Below are 25,197 nucleotides of genomic sequence, written 5' to 3'. Positions count from 1 at the left end.
TTGCTTAATAAGGCTGTTGGTATTTAATTGTATTTTTTAGCCGTCTTGTGAGGTAAAACTTGTTTGCTCACCTACTTGATTTCTTAAGGTATGAGTTTTTAAGGTATGAGTTTGCGTTAACGCTTGTGCGTTAAGTGAGGGTAGGTAAGGGGAAAAAGATCCGTTGACTAGTATAGTGGCGCCAATGAGAGAGATAATATCAGTACTTACAGCAATTGTAATAGCTGACATTTTAAGTTCAGTAACCGTTAGCGGTTACTGAACTCTACTTTCCGTTGATAACTTGGGCTTTATTCTATATACCAATAACCTTTATTTAAAACATCGAGTAACAGCTGAGTGTTTTTCAAACAAGTGTTGAGCGTTTTCATTTTACTTGTGCTTAAAGGCTTTTGTTGTGCTAACTGCTGCGCTAGTGCCAGGGTTTGTTTTTCTAATGGAAAACTTTCTCCGTTGAGAAAAAGTGTTGGCTGCACATCATTTATTATTGCGGCCTTTAATCCTGATACTGGCATAAATGAAATATCTGGCTCTGATAGTATATCGAGCAGTTTATCTTTATCTATGTCATTGACAGGCACTAAAATTTCTAGGGCATGATGACCCTGTGTTAGGTATTGGCCAATAAATTGTTCATAAAATTCTTCTTGCTCAAGCTGTTGTAGCATAAAGGCTTTTAATTGCTTTTTGTCATCGGGTGTAATAGTAAAGTTCGATTGGCATAAGGCTCTTGCAGGATCACTAAACCTTTGTTCACCAAGATTGTTATCAATGAGTTTATCAGCAAAGCTTGACCATAATTCTTGGCTTGATGGTGCTTGAAAACCAATAGAAAAATTAACTGAATTCTCTATTGATAGACCTTTGTGTGGGTGGTTTGGTGGAATATAAAGCAAGTCGCCGGCTTCTGTTATTTCATCAATAATCGCTTCAAAGCTTGAAACTTGTTTAAGATCAGCATGAGGTAGTAAGCTTTCTAAGCTACTATCGGGTGCACCGACTTGCCAGCGCCTTTTGCCACTGCCTTGAATAATAAAAACGTCATATTGATCTAAATGCGCACCAACACCGCCATTAGGGGTTGAAAAACTGACCATAACGTCATCTATACGCCAGCTTGGAATAAAAGCAAAGGGCGCAAGTAGATTATGTGTCGGCCGCGACCAGTTGTTTACTGCTTGTACTAATAGTGTCCAATTAGACTCACCATATTGAGAAAAATCTTCAAAAGGGCCATGGTCAACTTGCCAGTCGTCTTTACTGTTAGTGCTGACGATACGCGATTGTATTTCAGCTTCCATGGCCAATCCCGCCAGTTCGTCTGCACTTATTGGGTCTTTAAAATTAGCAAAAGCTTGTTTGATCAATAATGGTTTTTTCTGCCAATATTGTGCAAGAAATATTTCTGGAGTTAAATCACCCCAATTTAACGAGTCTACATTCATAGTGAAACCTTATTTGCATTGCTATTAATGGCTGATTTTTAAAAACTGAATAACAAAAAGGGAGCCTATTGGATCCCTTTTTTTATATCAGCAAAACTAAGTGCTAGGTGTAACTAGTTGAGTTCGTCAACAAATGTTACTGCGCGGCCAATGTAAGAAGCAGGTGTCATTTCACACAGTTGTGCTTTTGCCGCTTCTGGTAGTTCTAACGTCATGATGAACGCACGCATAGAATCACCGTCAACACGTTTGCCACGGGTTAACTCTTTTAGTTTTTCGTAAGGCTTTTCGATGCCGTAACGACGCATAACGGTTTGAATTGGCTCGGCAAGCACTTCCCAATTTGAGTTGAGTTCAGCTAATAAGTTCGCTTCATTCACTTGTAGTTTGCTGATACCTTTACGTGTTGCTTGATAAGCAATTAAGGTATGGGCAAAACCAACACCTAAGTTACGTAAAACGGTAGAGTCGGTAAGGTCACGTTGCCAGCGAGATATTGGTAACTTCTGGGCTAAATGGGTAAATAAAGCGTTGGCAATACCTAAGTTACCTTCTGAATTTTCAAAATCAATCGGGTTAACTTTATGTGGCATGGTTGAAGAGCCAATTTCACCGGCAATAGTTTTTTGTTTAAAGTGACCAATGGCAATATAGCCCCAAACATCGCGGTCAAAATCAATTAAAATGGTGTTAAAACGGGCAATCGCATCAAATAACTCTGCTATATAATCATGCGGTTCAATTTGCGTGGTGTATGCATTAAAGCTTAAACCTAATGAGTTAACAAATTCATTAGCAAACTTGTGCCAGTCAACTTCAGGGTAAGCCGATAAATGGGCATTATAGTTACCGACAGCACCGTTAATCTTCCCTAGCATTTCAACTTGTGAAATCTGCTCACGTTGACGTTTTAAACGCATGTAAACATTGGCCATTTCTTTACCTAGTGTACTAGGAGATGCGGGTTGACCGTGGGTACGACACATCATGGGAATATTTTTATATTCAACCGCTAATGCTTTTATATCACCAAGAATATCGTCAATCATGGGCATTAATACTTGTTCGCGACAATCTGTTAACATTAAGCCATGTGAAAGGTTGTTAATGTCTTCTGAAGTACAAGCAAAATGGATAAACTCTGTTATTGCATGTAATTCAGCATTACCACTAATTTTTTCCTTAAGGAAATACTCAACCGCTTTTACATCATGGTTGGTAGTGGCTTCAATGTCTTTAATACTTTGGGCATCGGCTTCAGAAAACTCAGTAATAATGGCATCTAATAGCGTATTAGCTTGAGCAGAAAAAGGCGCAACTTCAATAATTTCAGCGGTCGCTGCTAACTTTTGTAACCAACGTACTTCGACCGTAACACGGTATTTAATTAAGCCAAATTCGCTGAAAATAGGGCGCAATGATTTAACTTTACTGCCATAACGCCCGTCAACCGGTGATATTGCACTTAATGCTGAAAGTTCCATAGTAATTTCCTGAAGTTAATTTTAAAGTTCTTTAAGTAATTGTTGTGCACACGCCACCAGTTTTGTGCGCCCAAATAATATATTTCTACGCTTGCCGCCCACTTGACGCCATAACACGCTTGAGCGAACACCCGCGAGAAGTAAGGCGCGGATCTTATGCTGATTACTTTGTTGCTTGAGCAAACTTGGTTCACCCGCCACTTGAATAGGCGTGCCTATTGGGCTGAGTAAGTCGCTATAAATACTGGCTAAACTAGCAATGAGCGTGTCACTGGTAATCTCGTAATGTGCGAGCTGACGTTGGCTTTGTTCAATACGTTCACCCAGTAGCGATAATTGATTTTTTTTATTGGCTAAACGTCGCTCTAAACCTAATAAGCTGACCACATAGCGGGTTAGCTCTGGATCTTTTTTGCTGGTTTGATTACCTAACTGCTCAATTAAGGCTTTTAATCCCGATGTTAAATGGGCAACATCGTTACTATAAACCTCCAAAATGCTTTCGGGTGAAGTCACCATAATACTGTTGAGCATGATAGCGAGTTCAGCTTCTTCTACTGTGCCAGTACGCGCTATTTTCTGCACTAAAACTGAGGCTTGGCAGACTGCTGCCATGGTAATAGTTTGTTTTTCTAAATTATTCATGTATGCCTTATATTAACGAATAAGGGAGTTGATAATAGCGCCACCTAGGCAAATATCATCTTGATAAAACACCACAGATTGACCGGGTGTTACTGAACTTTGCGGCTCAGTAAACATCACTAAATATTCACCATTGGCCATAGGTGAAAGATTACAAGCGACGTCTTCTTGTCGGTAACGGGTTTTTACCGTACAACTTATTGGCGTAGTTAATTCAACTCGCTCAACTAAATGTAATTGATTTGCTACTAAGCCTTTAGAAAATAGGCGAGGGTGATCATGTCCTTGTCCAACAACCAATACATTACGATTAAGATCTTTGTCAACAACATACCATGGCGCGTCACCCGCATTGGCTAGACCGCCAATACGTAAGCCCTTGCGTTGACCTAGGGTGTGATACATTAAACCATCATGCTCACCAATAGCTTCTCCTTCTGGTGTTTCTATTACACCGGGTTGCGCCGGTAAATATTTGCCCAGAAAGTCTTTAAATTTTCGTTCACCAATAAAACAAATGCCGGTACTGTCTTTTTTGTTATGGGTGATTAAGTCTGCTTGTTCAGCGATAGCTCTTACTTGTGGTTTTTCAATATGACCAACCGGAAAAAGTGTTCTACCTACTTGCTGATGACTCAAGGTGTAGAGAAAATAACTTTGATCTTTATTACTGTCTAAACCACGGTGCATCTGCCATTTACCGTCGTTAAATTTACGTTGTACATAATGACCGGTAGCGATGTAATCAGCGCCTAGGTCTTCACAAGCAAACTCAAGAAAAGCTTTAAATTTAATTTCTTTATTACACATAATATCAGGGTTGGGTGTTCTACCCGCTTTATATTCAGCTAAAAAATACTCGAAAACATTGTCCCAGTATTCAGTCGCAAAATTGATAGTATGAAGCTTAATACCTAGTTTCTGACAAACACTTTGCGCATCCGCTAAATCTTCTGCCGCGGCGCAATACTCATCGTCGTCATCTTCTTCCCAATTTTTCATGAACAAGCCTTCGACTTGATAGCCCTGTTCTTTTAATAAATAAGCAGAAACCGATGAATCAACACCACCCGACATACCCACTATTACTTTAGTATCTTGCGGTAACTTTTCGTTTGGCGTTATTGAGTTTACATTTACATGTTCGTTTGAGGTCATGACAACTAGATTTCAATAGAAAATGGCGCGGAATTATAGCATGGTCATTTAGCGTGATGAAAGATTAAAGATTAGATTTTAAGTGACTTAAGGGGATTTTTTTACCGCTAAGGTAATCTTCAATACATTCTAGGACTAAAGGGCTGCGTAATTGTGCTGATTTTGCTTTAATTTCTGCTAAAGTAAACCAATGGCAGGCTATAATTTCTTCATCTTGTGGTTGGCATGATACTAGCGATTCAAGCTCAATAACAAAACAAAAGCGTAAATAATACAGGTTTAACGATTGCCGATAATAATAGTAAATTCCGCAAAGGTGATCAGGCGAATGGCTTAATCCTGTTTCCTCTTGTAACTCTCGCATGGCGGCAGTTATTAAGCTTTCATCGGCTTCTAAATGCCCAGCAGGTTGATTATAAACTGTTTTACCCTGCTCTATTTCTTCAACCAAGAGAAATTTATCTTGGCAGGCAACTACCACGGCAACCGTGGTGTTAGGTTTGAATTGTTCGCTGCCGTGCGGGCTTGCTACGGGTGTGTTTGATACTAGACTATCCATGATTGACTCTCTTATATTGACCATTATTAATGCCATCTAAGGTCCATTCACCGATACGATAGCGAATTAACCTCAGGGTTGGAAAACCGATGTGAGCCGTCATTCTTCTTACTTGACGGTTTTTTCCTTCTTGTATGGTTATCTCTAACCAGGTCGTTGGGATCGCTGCGCGTTCTCTAATGGCCGGAACACGCGGCCAAATGTTAGGCTGGGCTATTATCTCGATTATAGCGGGCTTTGTTAGGCCATCTTTTAATTCAACGCCTTGGCGAAGTGCCAAAATATCGGTTTCTGTTGGTACACCTTCAACTTGCGCCCAATAGGTTTTATCTGTTTTTTGGCTTGGATTAGCGAGTTTATGCTGAAGCTTTCCATCATTGGTTAATAAAAGTAGTCCTTCACTGTCTCGATCGAGACGACCGGCCGCGTAAACATCTTTAACGTCAATGAAGTCTTTGAGTGTTTTTCGATTTTGATCATCCGTAAATTGGCACAATACATCAAAAGGTTTATTAAAAAGCACGATTTCTGACTTAAAGTCAACTGGTCGTACCTTTGTGGTTTTTCGCTTGTGTTTTCTCATAACTGTTTGATTTTGTTTTATTGTCACTAATTTTCACCTTGTGAAATATAGACTAGTAATAATTCATCTATTTTAATGCGCTCTGAATTCCGATACTATTCGCGCGAAAAATATATCTTTTATCGATAAAATGAAGAGCCATTCAATTTCAAATGACCATTCATTTTATCGATAAATGGCAAATCATCAAAGGATTTTTAAATGACCACAGATACATCAAAAATTATTTATACTATTACCGATGAAGCACCAGCTTTAGCTACGCATTCTTTTTTACCTATCGTGAAAGCATTTGCTGCGTCTTCTGCTATAGATGTTGAAACTCGTGATATTTCATTTGCCGGTCGTATTATAGCTAACTTTCCTAAATACTTAACTGCTGAGCAGCGTATGGACGATGCCTTAGCTGAGTTAGGCGAATTAGCCAAAACACCAGAAGCTAATATTATTAAGTTACCGAACATTTCTGCGTCTATCCCTCAATTGCAAGCAGCGATTAAAGAATTGCAAGCCAAAGGTTATAATTTACCTAATTATCCTGAAGAGCCGCAAAATGAAGCTGAAGAGTCGATTAAATTCACTTACGCTAAAGTGCTAGGTTCAGCGGTAAACCCTGTACTACGAGAAGGTAACTCAGACCGTCGTGCCCCTAGCTCAGTTAAGCAATATGCGCGGACTAATCCGCACTCAATGGGCGCTTGGTCACCAACGACTAAATCACACGTAGCACATATGCAATCAGGCGATTTTTACGGTAGTGAGAAATCAGTAACCATTGATGGCGCAACCAATGTTAAAATTGAATTTGTCAGTGCTAATGGTGACGTAACCTTATTAAAGGAGCATTTAGCGTTATTAGATAAAGAAGTCATTGATGCCTCACTGATGAGCAAAAAGGCACTGGTTGACTTTTTTGCTACTGAAACTGACAAAGCAAAGTCTGAAGGTGTTTTACTTTCTCTACATTTGAAAGCCACTATGATGAAAGTGTCTGACCCGATTATGTTTGGTCATGCCGTTAAAGTGTTTTACAAAGATGTTTTTGCCAAGCACGGTGCTACTTTTAATCAATTAGGTGTTGATGCCAATAATGGTATTGGCGATGTGTATGCGAAAATTGGCCGTTTATCAGCAGAAAAGAAAGCTGAAATTGAAGCGGATATTGCTGCGGTATATGCCACTCGTCCTGAATTAGCTATGGTTGATTCAGACAAAGGTACTACCAATTTACACGTACCAAGCGATGTTATTATTGATGCCTCTATGCCGGCAGCACTGCGTTCATCAGGTATGATGTGGGCGCCAGATGGTACGTTAAAAGAAACCAAATTTATGATCCCAGATCGTAACTACGCTGGTGTATTTTCTTCTGTTGTAGATTTTTGTCGTGAAAATGGCGCCTTCAACCCAACAACCATGGGTTCAGTACCTAATGTTGGCTTAATGGCGCAGAAAGCCGAAGAATATGGCTCACACGACAAAACATTTACCATGTCCGGTGAAGGTACTATGCGTGTTGTTGACGACAATGGCACAACGCTACTAGAACATGCAGTGAGCGAAGGTGATATCTGGAGAATGTGTCAAGCTAAAGACGCGCCGATTCAAGATTGGGTGAAATTAGCGGTAACTCGTGCCAGAGCAACAAATGTTCCAGCTATCTTCTGGTTAGATGAAAACCGTGGTCATGATGCACAAATGATCAAAAAAGTTAACACCTACCTTGCCGATCATGACACTACTGGCTTAGACATTCAGATTATGGAACCGGTTAAAGCTTGTGACTACACTTTAGCGCGCGTCGCTAAAGGTGAAGACACGATCTCAGTTACCGGTAACGTATTACGTGATTATTTAACGGATTTATTTCCTATTTTAGAGCTTGGCACGAGTGCAAAAATGCTCTCTATTGTGCCATTAATGAATGGTGGTGGTTTATTCGAAACAGGCGCCGGCGGTTCAGCCCCTAAACACGTGCAACAGTTTGAAAAAGAAAATCACTTACGTTGGGACTCATTAGGTGAGTTTTTAGCGTTAGCGGCTTCTTTAGAGCACTTAAGCATCAAAACGGGCAATACTAAAGCAAAAGTGTTAGCGGATACTTTAGATATAGCAACGGCTAAATTTTTGCAAGAAAACAAATCACCATCACGTCGTGTTAAAGAATTGGATAACCGTGGTTCTCATTTCTACTTAGCGATGTATTGGGCACAAGCACTAGCAGAACAAACAAGCGATGAAAGCTTGAAATCAAGTTTTGTTGCTGTTGCTCAAGCACTGACTAAACAAGAAGCAAAAATTGTTGCAGAGCTTAATGCTGCTCAAGGACCTAGTATGAATATTAATGGTTATTACTTTGCTGACAGAGAATTAGCCGAAAAAGCCATGCGTCCAAGTGCGACATTGAATACAATTTTATCGAATTTACTCTAAGCGTAATTTATCAATAAATTTTGAAAACTAGGCGCTTGCCTAGTTTTTTTTTGCCAAAATTTTAACCCGTACAGTGAAAGTTTTATTGCAAGTGATGGCTTTATTTGTGATAAAAGTTTGCATTTTATTTATACAAGCGTTTTAATTATTCATCTTGATGATTTTCATTATCACGATTTCAGTATTAGTGTCATTGCTCTTTTTCTATTATTTTAAGATTAAGAAATTAGCAAACGGCTATTTTATCAGTAAATTTTGGAGAGCTCATATGTCGAACCATGTAAATATTCCTAGTGAAGGTGCTAAAATTACTTCAGAGCAAGGTTTGTTAAAAGTACCTAACAATCCCATCATTCCATTTATTGAAGGTGATGGCATAGGTGTCGATGTAACACCCCCTATGATGAAAGTGGTTGATGCTGCCGTGAATAAAGCTTATGGCGGAGATAGGAAAATTCATTGGATGGAAGTGTATGCTGGAGAAAAGGCAACACAAATTTATGACTCAGAAACTTGGTTGCCCGATGAAACTTTAGCCATGTTCAAAGAATACAAAGTTGGAATTAAAGGCCCACTAACCACACCAGTTGGCGGTGGTATGCGTTCATTGAATGTTGCCTTGAGACAAATACTAGATTTGTATGTGTGCCAGCGCCCGGTTCAATGGTTTACTGGCGTACCAAGCCCAGTTAAAAAACCTAGTGAAGTTGACATGGTGATTTTCAGAGAAAATTCTGAAGATATTTACGCGGGTATCGAATATCAAGCGGGCAGTGATCAGGCTAAAAAAATGATCAAATTTTTAACTGAAGAAATGGGTGTTACAAAAATTCGTTTCGAAGAAAATTGTGGTATCGGTATCAAGCCAGTTTCTAAAGAAGGTACACAAAGATTAGTAAGAAAAGCTATTCAATACGCTATTGATCACGACAGAGAGTCGGTTACTTTGGTACATAAAGGTAATATCATGAAGTTTACTGAAGGGGCTTTTAAAGAATGGGGTTATGAATTAGCCCGAGAAGAGTTTGGCGCTGATCTATTAAATGGTGGTCCCTGGTGTAGCCTTATCAATCCTAAAACAGGTAAAGAAATCATCATTAAAGATGTTATTGCTGATGCGATGTTACAGCAAATATTATTACGTCCAGCAGAATATAGCGTTATTGCTACCTTAAATTTAAATGGTGATTATTTGTCAGATGCCTTAGCGGCACAAGTGGGTGGCATTGGTATAGCACCAGGCGCTAATTTAAATGATGAAGTCGCTATCTTTGAAGCAACACACGGTACAGCACCAAAATATGCTGGACTTAATAAGGTTAACCCTGGGTCAGTTATTTTATCTGCAGAAATGATGTTACGACATATGGGTTGGACAGAAGCCGCTAACTTATTGTTAAAAGGGATGTCTGGTGCGATTAACGCTAAGACAGTAACTTATGACTTTGAGCGTTTAATGGATGATGCGACATTGGTGACTTGTTCTGAATTTGGTGATTGTATTATTGATCACATGTAAATTGATCACAGGTAAATCGAACACATATATAAACTGGAAATAGGTTATAGGTAGAGTCAAAATATTTTATTGTTGATAATCGCTAACCATAAAAAAACACAGCCAAGTTGCTGTGTTTTTTACTTTAAGCCACAAAGTAAATTTAACTTAACTTAACTTAGTCGTCTGATTCTATTTCTGATGGCGTAATGCTTGCCGCGTGGTCACCTTTTGGCCCCCCGTTTAATTCGTAGTTTACATCCTGTCCCGCTTTTAATGTGCGGTATCCTTCCATTTGAATCGTTGAATAATGGGCAAAAATATCTTCACCACCATCCTCTGGACGAATAAAACCAAACCCTTTTGCATTATTAAACCACTTAACTGTACCGTGAGCCATACTTCAACATCCTTCTAAAATCATCGGTAATTAGGTATGCTTTATCTAAAGCATTCTTTAAAGTACTCTTTAAAGTATTAGTATTAACTTTTGGAGACTAAAAAACAGTCACCAAAGTAAATCGTAGATAATAAATAAAAATAGTCAAGTGTTATATTATGATTTTTGATGTTTTTAGTTATTATTTTTCTCAAATCTTAAAGCAAAAATTTAACTGACAGACTAATATAGAATTATGAGTAAATGGAAAGAGTTAATAGACGATCAAAACGTTCTTGATGATGAGGTTGTTGAAAAATTTCAGAAACCCCCAATGTATACAGTAGTGTTATTAAATGACGACTATACTCCAATGGACTTTGTCATTGATGTGTTGTGTAAATTTTTTAACATGAACTCGGAGCAAGCGACAGAGATTATGTTAGCGATTCATTATAAAGGGAAAGGGCGTTGTGGCATCTTTACTGCTGAAGTAGCAGAAACAAAAGTTGATCAGGTGTTGAGTTACGCAACAAGCAATGAACATCCGCTTAAATGTACTATGGAAAAAGTGTAAAAACGCAAGATTTAAATTGGAGTAACCTATGCTGAATAAAGATTTAGAAGTATCGTTAAATATGGCTTTTCGTCAGGCTAAAGAGTCTCGCCATGAATTTATGACGGTTGAGCATTTATTGTTGGCGTTGTTAGATAATCCATCATCCATTGAGGCTTTAAAAGCCTGTGGCGCTGATATGGCAAACTTAAAAAAAGAATTGTTAGCCTTCATCGCCGATACGACCCCGGTTATTCCTTCCGGTGAGGAAGAAAGAGAAACTCAACCCACGCTAGGTTTTCAGCGCGTATTACAACGGGCCGTTTTTCATGTTCAGTCATCGGGTAAAAGTGAAGTTAATGGTGCGAATGTACTCGTTGCAATATTTAGTGAACAAGAATCGCAAGCGGCTTATTTTTTAAAGAAATCTGATATTAGTCGCTTAGATATTGTTAACTTTATTTCTCACGGTATTGCTAAAGTTGAACAAGAAAATAGTCATAACGAAGAGCAAGCGCCGGCAGGTGAAGAAGAGCCACGCACGATTGATAACTTTGCTACTAATCTTAATGAAGAAGCCTTAAAAGGTAACATAGACCCACTAATAGGCCGCGATAACGAATTAGAGCGGACATTACAGGTACTAAGTCGCCGCCGCAAAAACAACCCTTTATTTGTTGGTGAAGCAGGTGTTGGTAAAACAGCGATAGCTGAAGGTTTAGCTAATTTATTGGTTTCTGACAAAGCGCCAGAGTTTTTAGCTGATGCAACTATTTACTCTCTTGATATGGGCGCATTATTAGCGGGTACTAAATACCGTGGTGATTTTGAAAAACGCTTTAAAGCCCTATTAAAAGAGTTAGAACAAGACGGCAACGCCATTCTGTTTATTGATGAGATTCACACCATTATAGGAGCGGGTGCTGCGTCTGGTGGCATGTTAGATGCGTCAAACTTGATCAAGCCTTTACTTTCATCAGGCAAGTTACGTTGTATGGGTTCTACCACGTATCAAGAGTATCAAAGTATTTTTGAAAAAGATCGTGCATTAGCGCGTCGTTTTCAAAAAATAGATGTTGTTGAACCCAGTGTGGACGACACCACAAAAATCTTGCACGGTTTGAAAGATAAATACGAAGCGCATCATGGTGTTCGTTACACGAATAGCGCCTTAAGGGCAGCGGCACAGCTTTCTGCCAAATATATCAATGATCGATTTTTACCCGATAAAGCCATTGACGTTATTGATGAAGCCGGAGCGCGTCAACAACTGGTTGCTGCAGATAAACGTAAAAAAGTGATCGATAATAACGACATTGAAAATATTATCGCCAAAATGGCACGTATTCCTGAAAAATCAGTGTCGTCATCAGAGATTGATAGTTTAAAAACACTCGACCGTAATTTAAAATTGGTTGTTTTTGGACAAGATCATGCTATTGACGAATTGACCTCTGTTATTCGCTTGTCGCGAGCAGGTTTAGGCAATGAACGTAAGCCTATTGGTTCATTTATCTTCGCTGGTCCAACAGGGGTTGGTAAAACAGAAGTTACTCAACAATTAGCTAAAGTGCTGGGCGTAGAACTACTGCGATATGACATGTCTGAATATATGGAAAAACATGCGGTAAGTCGTTTAATTGGAGCTCCTCCAGGTTACGTTGGTTATGAACAAGGTGGCTTATTAACCGATGCAGTGATTAAAAATCCCCATGCCGTTGTGTTGTTAGATGAAATAGAAAAAGCACATGAAGATGTTTACAACATACTATTACAAGTTATGGACCATGGTACCTTAACGGATAATAATGGCCGTAAAGCCGATTTTAGAAATATTATCTTAGTGTTAACAACTAATGCGGGCGTAGCACACACTGTGAAACAATCTATTGGCTTTAAACAACAAGATAATAGTCTTGATGCTATGGACGAAATAAACAAAGTATTTTCGCCTGAGTTTCGTAATCGCTTAGATAATATTGTATGGTTTAATCACTTAGGTGATGAAGTTATCCAGCAAGTTGTTGATAAATTTATTGTCGAACTGCAGGTTCAACTTGATGAAAAGGGTGTTTCGTTAGAGGTCACTAAAGATGCTAAGAAGTGGATGGCCATTAAAGGTTATGACAAAACAATGGGTGCACGACCTATGGCTCGATTGATTCAAGAGCAGTTGAAAAAACCATTAGCTAACGAATTGCTTTTTGGTGAGCTAACACAAGGTGGCGTAGCTAAAGTCGCGGTGAAGAAAGACAAGTTGGTGATTAACTATGAATCAAAAAAAGAATTAGTTGAACACTAAGCTTTGATGCTTAAGCCCTTAAATTTGTTTAGTGTATCAGCGTTCTTTAACGTCAATGTGAACACATCAGTACCGACAGGGATGTCGGTACTTTAGGCTTACTTATAATGGCTCACTTGGATCATTTAGCGGGTATTAGTTGTTGTGCAGAACAAAAAAGCTGAGGGTTATTTTCAGACATAAAAAAACCGAGCAAGCTCGGTTTTTTGTCATTACTTAATTGGCGTTAATTAAATCTTAGTCATAAAAGTTTGCTTTACTACATATTACTAAAGCACTTCTAAAACTGAAATAATTAATTTCTATCTAGCACGGAAGATAATACGACCTTTAGATAAGTCATATGGTGTTAATTCAACAGTGACTTTATCGCCAGTTAAAATACGAATGTAATTTTTACGCATTTTCCCAGAAATATGAGCAGTAACAACATGACCATTTTCCAATTCAACACGGAACATAGTATTTGGCAAAGTATCTAAAACAGTACCTTGCATTTCAATATTTTCTTCTTTCGCCATTGGGCGCCGAACCTCTAAATTAGTGCGTAAACAAAAAGCTGCGCAGATAATGCCGAATTGCAGCGCTAATGTAAAGCTATAGTGTTATTTATTTACGGTTTGCCATTGATTTTCGACCAATATTTGGTGGGGATGGTAACGATTTTTGTAATTCATTTTACTGCATTGCTCTATTTGGTAACCAAGGTAGAGAAACTCTCGTTTAAGTTCAGCTGCAATTTCAATTTGTTTTAAAATTGAAAAAACACCAAGCCCCTGCTTTCTATAGCTTGGGTGATAAAAGGTATAAACCGCTGATAAGCCATTAGGAATGTCATCGGTTACGGCAACACTGATCAATACTTGGTCATGCCAAATTTCAATATAATATGGCTCAGTAATATTGTTATGAGTAAAACTTTGAAATTGTTCGTCTGATGCTGGAAACATACTGCCATCGTGATGAATAGTATTAATGTATTGTTCATACAGTGGGTAGTAGTTTTCTTTAACTTTTTTACTTAACATCACCTTGAATAGCTGATTACTTTTTAATAAGCGTTTTTGGCTTCTTGAGGGCTTAAAGTCTTGAACTGGCACACGTAGTGATTGGCATGCTTGGCAGGCAATACAATGGGGACGATAAATATCATTACCACTGCGCCTAAAACCTTGCTGCATTAGCCAACCATAATGTTCACGATCATGTAGGACGTCATCAACAGCGATTAATAGTCGCTCTTCCTGTTCAGGTAGGTAATTACAAGGAAACGACTTTGTAATACCCAGTTTATAATTTAAACTCATTAATACTCTACCCGTAACTGAATTTTTAGATGAAATATAATCATTGCAAAGCAATGTGACTTAATCATTATAGCAATTTTGCCACCGAGTGATGGTGAAATATAAGACCTAATGGATTAAATAATTGACCACGATTCAACGAGAATAACTCGTTCAATTCAAGGCGAGTTATTGATCACTAAATGGCCGTTCATCACCACCTCGGTAATGGTTCACTACATTTATAATCACTGACATCCTGGTGCGAAAAGGTGGCATGAGTAAGTTTTTTACGTCGATGTAAACTGATAGAGCGATATAGGACTATATTATCGACCAAGAGCAATATATGTCAGGCACAAAAAAAAGCTTACTCGGTAGAACTTTTAACGGTTAGTAATTGATAGGTTTATTATAGGGTACTGTGACAGCATAAAAGAGGTAAGCAGCTAGTGCTGGTCAACAATGTGATTTTCAGGTTGCCCAATACTTGTTGTGGATTTAAACCACAGTAACAATAATAAATAAGGGTAGTTGTCTTGAAAAACATTTAATATTAGCCATTGTAAATAGCAGGAAGGGTGATTTTTTATCTAGTTTAAAACAGATTTTAGTTAGATTAAATTAGCTTCTTTTAAGATTAAATAGGCTTTCTCGAACGCGCCCAGTTGATAGTATGTTTCTGCCAATATTCGCATTAATTCCACTTGATCACGGTGCATTTCATAAGACTTTGCAAATAAAATGGTTTCCAGTAGCAAGGTTTTACACGCTTGAAATTCTTTGTTTTGACATAAGATACGGGCCATATTTTTACGAACATGTATTTTTACCCGCTCTGAAGTACTTGCATCAGCAGCAATAATAGCTTTATTTAAATATTTTTTTGCTTGTGAGTGATTTTCTAAGTTACTTTGATACTCTGATAGCCAAGATAATGAAAATGCTTGATTGAGCTTATTGTTGTCTTTTAAGGCCCAACGATAAGACTTCAGCATTAACTTACCTGCTTCGTCCCAAGCTTGAGTTTCTTGATATATTCGGCTCAGATTATAATAACCAACAGATAAATAATGAGCGGCATTATTTTTTTTATAAATATCATTGGCTTGACCTTGGTATTTTTTAGCTATTTCTATATTACCCAGGCCTTTACTTACGGCGCTAAATCGCTGAAGTATTATTGCTTTATCAAAGACGCTAGGCAGTAATTCTAGATATTTTAACGCTAGGTTTAAATCTTTATTTGCTTCTTCATTATCGTCTAATAAGTGATAGGCAAAAGCTCTTTCTACTAAGGCGGCCACCTTATAATTTGATAAATTTGATTGTTCTGCTTTGATAACGGCCATATTTGCAGTGGCAAAAAATTCTTTAAATTGCCCGCGCTGATAATATCCTCTTGATTGGCTAATCAGCACTCTAGTGTGCCAAGGCTCAATTAACAAGCCGGTTGCTAAAGCCGACTTTGAGTATTTAAGAATACTTTCAGTTTGGTCAATAACGTAAGCAATATCAGATTGCATGACCATCAGTTTTGCTTTTAAAGCAATATGGATATCTGGATCTGCTAATAAAGCTTCAATTTTGTAGAATACTGCTTTTGGATTAACCGTACTTTGTCGGCTAAGCTTTTGCTCAATGTCAGCCGTGTCTAAAGAGAAGGCAAAATTTGAGTGAAACACAACTAAGATTAAATATAACCAATAAAGATTTTTTCTCAATTATTTGTCCTTAATTAATGAGTTGTGCCAGATGAATTTTTTATTTTTATTTATTATAAACTTTATATCAAATTTAAGCCGCTATTAATACTTATACTTATATAAGCTAGCGCATTATTTGAACAGTATGCCCTTGGCTAGTATTTATACCAATTTCATTAAATTATTGCTCACTTTTGCTGGTTAAAATACACCACGGCTTTGTGCGCTCAATCGCAATAATCAGCCATTACCCATTGAGCAACTTGCCTTGATTTACTGATGAGTTTAACTTATGGAATATTTTGATTTTATCTAGGCAAACTATAAAATAATGCTTAACAAAAATATTATAAGTGGGTATCTTGGATCAGGCTAAAGTTAGTGGCCTAGGTTGCCAAAAGTTGGCTGGCGGTACGATAGCTTTTGCCGCTACTTGCTGGGTAATAAATTGTTCTCTGGATACTTCAATACAACCCATTGACGCTAAAAAAGGATTCAACATTTGACAATCAACAAGCTCAATACCTATTGATTTTAGTAAGCTAGCTAAATACACCAAGGCTACTTTTGAGGCATTACTTTCTCGGTAAAACATTGATTCACCAGAAAAATAACCGTTAACGGCCACACCATATAATCCACCCACTAATTGCTCATTTTGCCAAACTTCAATCGAGTGGGCCTTACCTTGAGCATGTAGTTTTTTATAAGCTGATAGCATTGGATTAACAATCCAAGTTTCCTCACAGCGAAAGGGTGCATCAGCACATAGCTCAATAACCTGCTTAAAATCTTTATTGAGTGTGACACTAAAAAGCTCGCGCTTAAGTATTTTTTGTAGTGTTTTATTAATATTAAGCTGAGCAATATTAATAATCCCACGTGGATTTGGACTCCACCACATCACCGGATCGCCATCACTAAACCAAGGGAAAATCCCGAGTTGATAAGCTTGAATAATTCGCTGGGGTGATAAGTCATCGCCGAAAGCAAGAAGACCGTTTGGTTCATCTAAGGCGCTAGATAAATCAGGGAAAGTTGAGCTATTCGAAGATAACCAAGGAATAGCTCGTTTCATTGACTAGCGACTACCTTTTGCGTCGAGGTAACGCTCGGCATCTAGTGCTGCCATACAACCAGCACCAGCTGAAGTAATAGCTTGACGGTATATATGGTCAGCAACATCGCCAGCCGCATAAATACCTTCAATACTGGTTTGTGTCGCGTTACCATTCGTACCACTTTGAATAGTTAAATAGCCGTTTTTCATCTCAAGTTTGCCATTAAATATATCAGTATTTGGCTTATGGCCAATCGCGATAAAGACACCCATAACATCAAGTTCTTCGGTAGCATCTGACTTCATGTCTTTAAGGCGTAAACCTGTTACACCCATATTGTCACCTAGTACTTCGTCTAACGTACGGTCTAGGTGTAATATGATATTACCGTTGGCCACTTTATCCATTAAACGTGTGATCAAAATCTTTTCTGAGCGAAAGGTATCACGACGGTGAATTAAGTGAACTTCAGAGGCAATATTTGATAAATATAAGGCTTCTTCAACCGCGGTATTACCACCACCAACAACTGCAACTTTTTGATTTTTATAGAAAAATCCGTCACAGGTTGCACAGGCAGAAACACCTTTACCCATAAAGGCTTCTTCAGAAGGTAGCCCTAGGTATTGCGCTGAGGCGCCAGTACAGATAATAAGGGCATCACAAGTATAATAGCCAGAATCACCTTTTAATTTGTACGGTTTCTCACTAAAGTCAACTTCATTGATGTGGTCAAAAATAATTTCAGTATCAAATTTTTCCGCATGTTTTTGCATACGGTCCATTAATGCTGGGCCTGTTAGGTCATCGGCATCACCGGGCCAGTTTTCTACTTCAGTGGTGGTGGTTAATTGACCACCTTGTTGTAAACCTGTAATCATCACAGGTTTTAAATTTGCTCGTGCGGCATAAACAGCTGCGGTATATCCTGCAGGGCCTGAACCCAATATGAGTAACGGGCAATGTCTTGCTTCGCTCATGAACTACTCCAAAAAATAAAATACGTTGATGTGACAATGGTTGGGATTCTAAGTGATTATCTCAAGAGAGCAACAAAGAAATAATTATAATTAATAACTTATTTTGCAAAACTGCAAGGCTATTTTTACAAATGGCCCATAGATTTGTAATCTTGGCGCTATTAGAATCGCTAATAAAAAAAGCCGCTATTAACTAGCGGCTTTAAGTATGTTATCCAGTAAAGCCTATAATGTTGCTATAGCGTCTTCTGGTCTAACATACTGATAACCTAGTACATCAGCAACAGGCTTATAAGTGACTTTTCCACCTAAAACATTCAAACCAGCCATTAAGTGTACGTCATCAAGCATTGCTTGTTTAGCACCCTTATTTGCCAAAGTAACTGTAAATGGCATAGTAGCATTGGTTAAAGCCAGCGTTGATGTTCTTGCGACACCACCAGGCATATTAGCGACACAGTAATGTACGACATCATCAACCATATAAGTTGGGTCTTGGTGAGTAGTTGCTTTTGATGTTTCAAAACAACCACCTTGGTCAATGGCAACGTCAACTACAACAGCGCCTTTCTTCATCATTTTAATGTGTTGTGCCGTAACCAATTTAGGTGCTGCAGCACCAGGGATCAATACTGCACCAATAACTAAGTCAGCTTCAACAATAAGCTGGTCCATAGCATCAGCCGTTGAATAGACTGTTTTTAAACGACTATCAAACTCTGTATCTAACTGGCGAAGACGTGGCAAAGAGCGATCTAAAATGGTCACATCAGCGCCCATACCAACAGCCATACGGGCTGCTTGAGTACCAACAACGCCACCACCAATAATAAGTACTTTGGCAGGAGCAACACCAGGTACACCACCTAATAATGCGCCCAAACCGCCTTGTGCTTTTTCTAATGCGTGCGCACCTGCTTGAATAGACATACGGCCGGCCACTTCAGACATGGGTGCTAAAAGAGGTAAGCCACCGCCATGTTGAGTCACTGTTTCGTAGGCAATACAAGTAGCGCCAGAAGCGACAAGCAGTTCTGTTTGTTTTGGATCTGGGGCTAAATGTAAGTAAGTAAACAGTACTTGGCCAGGGCGAAGCATTTTACACTCATTGGTTTGTGGCTCTTTTACTTTGATGATCATGTCAGCAGTAGCAAAAATTTCTGCTGCGGTATCAATAATTTTTGCACCGGCGGTAATGTATTGCTCATTATCAAAACCGATTTCTGCTCCACCATTATTTTCAACGATAACGTTGTGGCCATTTACAACTAACTCTTTAACACCTGCTGGAGTTAGTCCAATACGGTATTCGTGGTTTTTTATTTCTTTAGGTACACCAATAATCATAGCTTTATCTCTGCGGTAAAATATGGAGCTAGTATAATGACTTTATAGCGGATTAACCTATCGTTTTTTTCACTAAATTAGGGTATAATCCTGTTAATGCTTTATTTTATAGCGAATTATATATGAGTTCATCAACAGCTAAAAAAATTGATCGTATAGACAAAAATATTTTGATTGAACTACAAAAAAATGGCCGTTTATCTAATATTGAATTGTCAAAAAGGGTTGGCTTAAGTGCTACGCCTTGTTTAGAGCGAGTAAAACGTCTGGAAAATGACCGTTTTATTCTCGGTTATCAGGCCATGCTAAATCCGCAAAAATTAGATGCCGCGTTATTGGTCATTGTTGAAATTACGTTAACCAAAACTAGCCCAGATGTATTTGATGACTTTTCCAAAGCGGTTCATGAATTAGATGTTATTCAAGAATGTCATTTGGTCTCAGGGGATTTTGATTTTTTATTGAAAACACGTGTGGCTGATATTGCCGCTTATCGTGAGTTACTCGGTAATACCTTATTAAGACTGCCTGCGGTGAGTGAAAGTAGAACTTATGTCGTGATGGAAGAGGTAAAATCGTCAAATCTCTTGCCAATAAAGCGCTAATGTTCGGTATTACGTTTTATTCATCGCTAATTTTTGGTATTTTAAGCTTAATATAATGATAATTTTTTCAAGAGTGTGCATTTGTCTTCTCCATCTCCAAAGTTAAACGGCGTTCAACGTCTCCTCGAAGCAGGACTTTTAGTCTTTTGCGTCTTTGCCATGTTTATCATGTTGGCGCTCTTTAGTTTTGATCCCGCAGATCCTGGTTGGTCACAAACAGGTTATCAAAGTTCTGTGCGTAATCTAGGTGGTGCAGTGGGGGCTTATTTATCTGATTTGTTATTAAACTTATTTGGTTTAGTTGCCTACAGTTTACCTTTTGTTATCGCAATTATCGGTTGGCTATTATTTCAAAAATATCACCAATTAATCCGACTAGATTACCTTACACTTGGCTTGAAATTTATTGGTTTCATCTTGTTTTATATTGGCATAACCTCGATTGCCAGTATGAATTTTGACGATGTTTTTTACTTCTCTGCTGGCGGTATTCTAGGCGATGTATTAAGTAACTCACTCTTGCCGTATTTATCATTCATTGGTAGCACCTTGTTATTTGTAACATTTTGCGGTTCAGGATTCGTCTTGCTAACAGGAATTTCGCTGCTTAAGGCTATTGACAGAGTAGGGGAGTACGCCATTATCGCCATTGAATACTGCTTAACGATACCCGCGCTGATCAAGCAACATTTAGGCACTAAGCCTGAACAAGAGTCCAAAGCAGCAATATCTGATGACACTGAACAAGTATTACAAGATTTAAATATGGAAAATAATAATGACAGTGATAATAGTGACACTGACAGTAGTGTAACTGAGCATTATATTGCTTTTGAGAAAGAGCCGGAAGAAGTAAAAAAAGCGCTGGAGACCATCAGTGATACAGAATATGAGAGTATTTTTGCCAAAAGTGATGACGACAGTGCTTATAACACCCGTGAAAAAGAACCCTATGTTGATATCGACGAGTTAATGGGTGAGCCGCTAGCCATCAATGTGCAAGAACACGTCAGTGCTGATGAAATTGCAGCGGCATTTGAGCCAGTTGAAAAAATTATTGTTGAAGAGCCGGCCACATTGCATGACAAAATTTACCAGCAATTAGAAAATGATAAGCCCGCAGCGCCAAACCATCATGACATGCCGTCATTAGATTTGTTAGATCGTACCGACAGGGTTAAAAATCCGATTGATCAAGAACAACTAGACCTAGTTTCTCGCTTAGTGGAAGCAAAACTTATTGAATTTGGCATTAAAGCCGAAGTGGTGGGTGTTTTTCCTGGTCCGGTCATTACCCGTTTTGAATTAAACTTAGCACCAGGTGTTAAGGCCAGTAAAATTACCAACCTATCGAAAGATTTAGCCCGTTCGTTATCAGCTAAAAGTGTGCGTGTGGTAGAAGTTATTGAAGGTAAATCAGTTATTGGTATTGAATTACCTAATAAACATCGCGAAACCGTATTCTTTTCCGATGTGATTGCTTGCGACAAGTTTGCTAATTCAAAATCAAATTTAGCCATGGCCATCGGTAGTGATATATCTGGCGAACCTGTGATTGCCGACCTAGCGAAAATGCCGCATTTATTAGTGGCAGGTACAACAGGTTCGGGTAAATCTGTTGCGGTAAATACCATGATTGTCAGCATATTGTATAAATCTTCGCCGGAAGATGTCCGTATGATCATGATTGACCCTAAACAAGTTGAATTATCAGTTTATGACGGTATTCCTCATCTACTTTCTGAAGTGGTCACTGACATGAAAGAAGCCGCTAACGCCTTGCGTTGGTGTGTAGGTGAAATGGAACGTCGTTATCAATTAATGTCGAAACTCGGGGTGAGAAATCTTAAGGGCTATAACGACAAAGTCGCTAAAGCCATCGCCGCGGGAGAACCACTGATTGACCCCTTATGGCAAGCTAGTGATGCTTTTACGCAAACACCTCCTACTTTAGGTAAATTACCATCAATCGTGATTATTGTTGACGAATTTGCTGACATGATGATGATAGTGGGTAAAAAAGTAGAAGAACTGATAGCTCGAATAGCACAAAAAGCCCGTGCCGCAGGTATTCACTTAATTTTAGCCACGCAACGTCCATCAGCCGATGTTATTACTGGCTTAATTAAAGCCAATATTCCAACCCGTATGGCGCTTAGAGTGCAATCTCGTATTGAATCTCGTATTATCCTAGACCAGCAAGGTGCTGATCAGTTATTGGGTATGGGGGATATGTTTTATTTACCGCCAGGTGAAGCTGTACCTATTCGAGTTCATGGTGCCTTTGTTGATGATCACGAAGTGCATGCGGTAGTCAATGATTGGAAATCAAGAGCTGAGCCTAATTATATCGAAGACATTTTGTCAGGCGGCTCAGACCAAGACATTCTTTTACCAGGTGAACAAGCAGACGCTGACAGCGAAGAAGAACTCGATACTTTATATGACGAAGCCATCGCCTTTATTACTGAAAATGGCCGAGTCTCTATTTCCAGTATTCAACGTAAATTTAGAATTGGTTACAACCGTTCAGCCCGTATTGTCGAGCAAATGGAAATACATGGTGTCGTAACCAAACCGGGCAATAATGGCGCACGAGAAGTACTAGCGCCACCGCCAATTAAGGAGCCATAATATGCTAACCAAGACAAAATTGATAAAAAATGCTGTGGTCATCGCCACACTTTTTAGTACCGCATTATCAACGACTAGCCTTGCTTTAAGTGCTGAAAGTGAAGTGATAGCAGAGCTAAAAACCACAGTAAAAACCAGTGCAGAGAGCAGTGTTGCCAACAATGAAGTGAGCATGACGACTAGCAATGTCGAATCTCATACCGCTGAAAAAAAGGCCGATGACAGTAAACGTGAATTAATGGCAATATTAGCTAAAATTGAATTTTTTAGCGCTGAGTTTAATCAGCAAATTTTTGATGAAGCGGGCAATAAATTACAACAAGGCAGTGGGTTACTTGCCGTTAGCAAACCCAATTTAGTAAATTGGCAAACCATCATGCCCGATGAGTCATTGATTGTTTCAGACGGTAAAAACCTGTGGTTTTATGACCCGTTTGTTGAACAGGTCAGTGTCTATACCTTAGAAAGTGCGATAGCTAATACACCCATTTTATTAATCACCAGTAATGACGAGCAGCTATGGCAAGATTATAGCGTAAAGCAGTTAACAGATAATCGTTATTTAATCAGCGCTAACAATGAAAATGCTCGTGTTAAAAGTTTAGAACTTAGCTTTGTACAAAAGCTTAACCACCTCGAACTTGCCGCGTTTAATATTCTTGATGCCACGGGCCAATTAAGTGTCATTACCCTAACACATCAAGATAAAGCGCCTAAGGCGAATTTATTTACGTTTTCTGTTCCCGAAGGTGTTTATTTAGATGATCAACGCTAATGGTTCACTTGATCTAGGTTTTGCTGAAGATGACAGTTTTAAGCCTTTAGCAGCAAAATTAAGACCTAAATCGCTTGCTGAGTATGAAGGCCAAGAACATATCTTAGCTAAAGGCATGCCATTAGCTTTGGCTATCGAGCAAGGTAAGGTGCATTCCCTTATATTTTGGGGGCCACCTGGCACAGGTAAAACCACGATTGCAGAAATTATTGCCAATCACGCCAATGCCGATATTGAACGAGTTTCTGCAGTAACGTCAGGCATTAAAGATATACGACAGGCGATTGAAAATGCCAAAGACCGTGCTACCCACCAACAACGTAGAACCGTACTATTTGTTGATGAAGTTCATCGTTTTAACAAAAGTCAGCAAGATGCCTTCTTACCACATATTGAAGACGGCACTATTATTTTTATTGGTGCAACCACTGAAAATCCGGCTTTTGAGCTCAATCAGGCGATATTATCGCGAGCTCGTGTTTACACCTTAAAAAAACTCAGTGAAAGCAACCTCAGTAATGTCTTGGCCCGTGCGATAAGTTATCAAGAGCAAAGCTCAACCTTTGATATTATTATTGACGAGGCAACAAAAAAGCAACTTATTGCTTTGGCAAATGGTGATGCCCGTAGGTTACTTAACCTCTTTGAGAACTGTTTAGAAATTACTAACGTTGAAAATAACCAACAAATACTGAATAAAGCCCAGCTCATTCAAGTAGCGGGTAATAAAATTGCCCTGTATGACAAAGGTGGTGATGCCTTTTATGATTTAATTAGCGCTTTTCATAAATCAGTTCGCGGCTCAGACCCTGACGCCGCACTATATTGGTATGCCCGTATTTTAACCGGTGGTGGTGATGCGCTGTATGTTGCTCGTCGGTTGTTAGCGATTGCCAGTGAAGATATTGGCAATGCTGATCCAAGGGCGATGCAATTAGCCCTGAACGCTTGGGATACTTTTCAACGTGTTGGTCCAAGTGAAGGCGAACGAGCGATTGCACAAGCTACAGTTTATATGGCATTAGCGCCGAAAAGTAATGCCGTTTATACCGCATTCAATCAAGCAAAAGCTTTGGCCGCTAAAACCAGTGACCTTGACGTACCGCTACATTTAAAAAATGCGACCAGCGCTATTACTAAAGAATTAGGGCACGGTGGAGAATATCGTTACGCTCATGACGAAGTTGGTGGTTTTGCTGCCGGTGAGAATTACTTTCCAGAAGCAATAGCCCAAACAACACTTTACCAACCCACAGATCGCGGATTAGAAAAGCAACTGCGTGATAAGTTAAATTATTTAAACCAGTTAGACCAACAAAGTGACCAAAAACGTTATGACTAATACGCTAAGCAACTTTTATTTATATCTATTTGTCGCCATAGGGGGTGCATTTGGTGCGAGTTTTAGATTTTACATTTCACAATTAATTTTCAATTGGCTCGGAAAAGGATTCCCTTTTGCGACGCTGGCGGTTAATATTTCCGGCTCCCTGATCATGGGAGCACTTTATGGGTTAATTGAACAAGGTGTTATTGAGGTTAGTATTTATCGAACACTTATTGGTATTGGCTTTTTAGGCGCATTTACCACCTTTTCGACCTTCTCATTAGATACCTTGTTATTAATACAACAAGGCGACATATTTAAAGCGACAATAAACATCTTACTTAATGTCAGTTTATGCATTTTTGCAGCGGCATTAGGTATGTATATTGTATCTATTTTTAACAAGTAAATAACAAAGAAAACACTGATATATC

General features: G+C 38.8%; 23 protein-coding genes. 9 read left to right on the top strand and 14 right to left on the bottom strand.

Going from position 1 to position 25,197, the window contains the following annotated elements; all coding sequences use genetic code 11:
* Positions 1-36 precede the first annotated feature (36 nt).
* The 7 genes from H4J41_RS13990 to H4J41_RS13960 form a co-directional block, all read right to left on the bottom strand.
* Positions 37-231, bottom strand: a complete 195-nt coding sequence (locus tag H4J41_RS13990) for a hypothetical protein (protein ID WP_182136800.1) — start codon at positions 229-231, stop codon at positions 37-39.
* 59 nt (positions 232-290) lie between these two features.
* The gene (locus tag H4J41_RS13985) at positions 291-1,445 is read right to left on the bottom strand and encodes a cupin domain-containing protein (RefSeq protein ID WP_182136799.1); all 1,155 of its coding nucleotides are present in this window, start codon (positions 1,443-1,445) and stop codon (positions 291-293) included.
* 113 nt (positions 1,446-1,558) lie between these two features.
* Positions 1,559-2,929, bottom strand: a complete 1,371-nt coding sequence (gene purB, locus H4J41_RS13980) for an adenylosuccinate lyase (RefSeq protein WP_182136798.1) — start codon at positions 2,927-2,929, stop codon at positions 1,559-1,561.
* Positions 2,930-2,950: 21 nt separating this feature from the next.
* The gene (gene hflD, locus H4J41_RS13975) at positions 2,951-3,574 is read right to left on the bottom strand and encodes a high frequency lysogenization protein HflD (protein ID WP_182136797.1); all 624 of its coding nucleotides are present in this window, start codon (positions 3,572-3,574) and stop codon (positions 2,951-2,953) included.
* Between the two features lie 12 nt (positions 3,575-3,586).
* Positions 3,587-4,732, bottom strand: coding sequence for a tRNA 2-thiouridine(34) synthase MnmA (gene mnmA, locus H4J41_RS13970; protein ID WP_182136796.1), 1,146 nt, complete (start codon positions 4,730-4,732; stop codon positions 3,587-3,589).
* Positions 4,733-4,796: 64 nt separating this feature from the next.
* Positions 4,797-5,291: an NUDIX hydrolase gene (locus H4J41_RS13965; protein WP_182136795.1), complete on the bottom strand. Its 495-nt coding sequence runs from the start codon at positions 5,289-5,291 to the stop codon at positions 4,797-4,799.
* On the bottom strand, positions 5,284-5,874 hold the full coding sequence (locus H4J41_RS13960; protein WP_182136894.1) for a pseudouridine synthase: 591 nt from the start codon (positions 5,872-5,874) through the stop codon (positions 5,284-5,286). Before H4J41_RS13960 ends, H4J41_RS13965 begins: the two co-directional genes overlap by 8 nt.
* 201 nt (positions 5,875-6,075) lie before the next feature.
* Between H4J41_RS13960 and H4J41_RS13955 the strand changes: the two genes are divergently transcribed.
* Positions 6,076-8,307 carry an NADP-dependent isocitrate dehydrogenase gene (locus tag H4J41_RS13955; protein WP_182136794.1) on the top strand — a complete coding sequence of 744 codons (2,232 nt, stop codon included), beginning with the start codon at positions 6,076-6,078 and terminating at the stop codon, positions 8,305-8,307.
* Positions 8,308-8,575: 268 nt separating this feature from the next.
* Positions 8,576-9,826, top strand: a complete 1,251-nt coding sequence (icd, locus tag H4J41_RS13950) for an NADP-dependent isocitrate dehydrogenase (RefSeq protein WP_182136793.1) — start codon at positions 8,576-8,578, stop codon at positions 9,824-9,826.
* A gap of 157 nt (positions 9,827-9,983) precedes the next feature.
* On the opposite strand, the gene cspD is transcribed toward icd, so the two are convergent.
* Positions 9,984-10,205 (bottom strand): cold shock domain-containing protein CspD, encoded by a 222-nt coding sequence (gene cspD, locus H4J41_RS13945; protein WP_182136792.1) that lies wholly within the window; start codon positions 10,203-10,205, stop codon positions 9,984-9,986.
* A gap of 235 nt (positions 10,206-10,440) precedes the next feature.
* Between cspD and clpS the strand changes: the two genes are divergently transcribed.
* Positions 10,441-10,761, top strand: coding sequence for an ATP-dependent Clp protease adapter ClpS (clpS, locus tag H4J41_RS13940; RefSeq protein WP_182136791.1), 321 nt, complete (start codon positions 10,441-10,443; stop codon positions 10,759-10,761).
* Between the two features lie 28 nt (positions 10,762-10,789).
* Positions 10,790-13,042 carry an ATP-dependent Clp protease ATP-binding subunit ClpA gene (gene clpA / locus H4J41_RS13935; RefSeq protein ID WP_182136790.1) on the top strand — a complete coding sequence of 751 codons (2,253 nt, stop codon included), beginning with the start codon at positions 10,790-10,792 and terminating at the stop codon, positions 13,040-13,042.
* A gap of 302 nt (positions 13,043-13,344) precedes the next feature.
* On the opposite strand, the gene infA is transcribed toward clpA, so the two are convergent.
* The 6 genes from infA to ald all read right to left on the bottom strand — a co-directional run bounded on the left by infA (position 13,345) and on the right by ald (position 19,422).
* The gene (gene infA / locus H4J41_RS13930) at positions 13,345-13,563 is read right to left on the bottom strand and encodes a translation initiation factor IF-1 (RefSeq protein ID WP_011043571.1); all 219 of its coding nucleotides are present in this window, start codon (positions 13,561-13,563) and stop codon (positions 13,345-13,347) included.
* A gap of 84 nt (positions 13,564-13,647) precedes the next feature.
* On the bottom strand, positions 13,648-14,349 hold the full coding sequence (locus H4J41_RS13925; protein ID WP_182136789.1) for an arginyltransferase: 702 nt from the start codon (positions 14,347-14,349) through the stop codon (positions 13,648-13,650).
* A gap of 593 nt (positions 14,350-14,942) precedes the next feature.
* Complete coding sequence (locus H4J41_RS13920; protein WP_182136788.1) at positions 14,943-16,052, bottom strand: lipopolysaccharide assembly protein LapB; 1,110 nt, start codon at positions 16,050-16,052, stop codon at positions 14,943-14,945.
* Between the two features lie 349 nt (positions 16,053-16,401).
* Entirely contained in the window at positions 16,402-17,112 is a 711-nt protein-coding gene (gene aat, locus H4J41_RS13915) for a leucyl/phenylalanyl-tRNA--protein transferase (RefSeq protein WP_182136787.1), read from the bottom strand.
* 3 nt (positions 17,113-17,115) lie between these two features.
* Positions 17,116-18,075: a thioredoxin-disulfide reductase gene (gene trxB, locus H4J41_RS13910; protein WP_182136786.1), complete on the bottom strand. Its 960-nt coding sequence runs from the start codon at positions 18,073-18,075 to the stop codon at positions 17,116-17,118.
* Positions 18,076-18,300: 225 nt separating this feature from the next.
* Positions 18,301-19,422 (bottom strand): alanine dehydrogenase, encoded by a 1,122-nt coding sequence (ald, locus tag H4J41_RS13905; protein WP_182136785.1) that lies wholly within the window; start codon positions 19,420-19,422, stop codon positions 18,301-18,303.
* Between the two features lie 122 nt (positions 19,423-19,544).
* Here ald and lrp point away from each other — a divergent pair, with 122 nt between their 5' ends.
* From lrp to crcB, 5 genes are all read left to right on the top strand, one after another.
* Entirely contained in the window at positions 19,545-20,027 is a 483-nt protein-coding gene (lrp, locus tag H4J41_RS13900) for a leucine-responsive transcriptional regulator Lrp (protein ID WP_182136784.1), read from the top strand.
* A gap of 75 nt (positions 20,028-20,102) precedes the next feature.
* Complete coding sequence (locus tag H4J41_RS13895) at positions 20,103-22,661, top strand: DNA translocase FtsK (protein ID WP_404842465.1); 2,559 nt, start codon at positions 20,103-20,105, stop codon at positions 22,659-22,661.
* 1 nt (position 22,662) lies between these two features.
* Complete coding sequence (gene lolA / locus H4J41_RS13890) at positions 22,663-23,436, top strand: outer membrane lipoprotein chaperone LolA (RefSeq protein WP_182136783.1); 774 nt, start codon at positions 22,663-22,665, stop codon at positions 23,434-23,436.
* A complete protein-coding gene (locus H4J41_RS13885; protein WP_182136782.1) occupies positions 23,423-24,778 on the top strand; it encodes a replication-associated recombination protein A in 1,356 nt (451 codons plus the stop codon). The genes lolA and H4J41_RS13885 overlap by 14 nt, the downstream gene beginning before the upstream one ends.
* Entirely contained in the window at positions 24,771-25,172 is a 402-nt protein-coding gene (gene crcB / locus H4J41_RS13880) for a fluoride efflux transporter CrcB (RefSeq protein WP_182136781.1), read from the top strand. Before H4J41_RS13885 ends, crcB begins: the two co-directional genes overlap by 8 nt.
* Positions 25,173-25,197 lie beyond the last annotated feature (25 nt).

Origin of the sequence: Colwellia sp. MB3u-45 (assembly GCF_014077005.1) — a bacterium.
Taxonomy (GTDB): domain Bacteria; phylum Pseudomonadota; class Gammaproteobacteria; order Enterobacterales; family Alteromonadaceae; genus Cognaticolwellia.
This window is presented reverse-complemented; position numbering and strand designations above follow the sequence as displayed.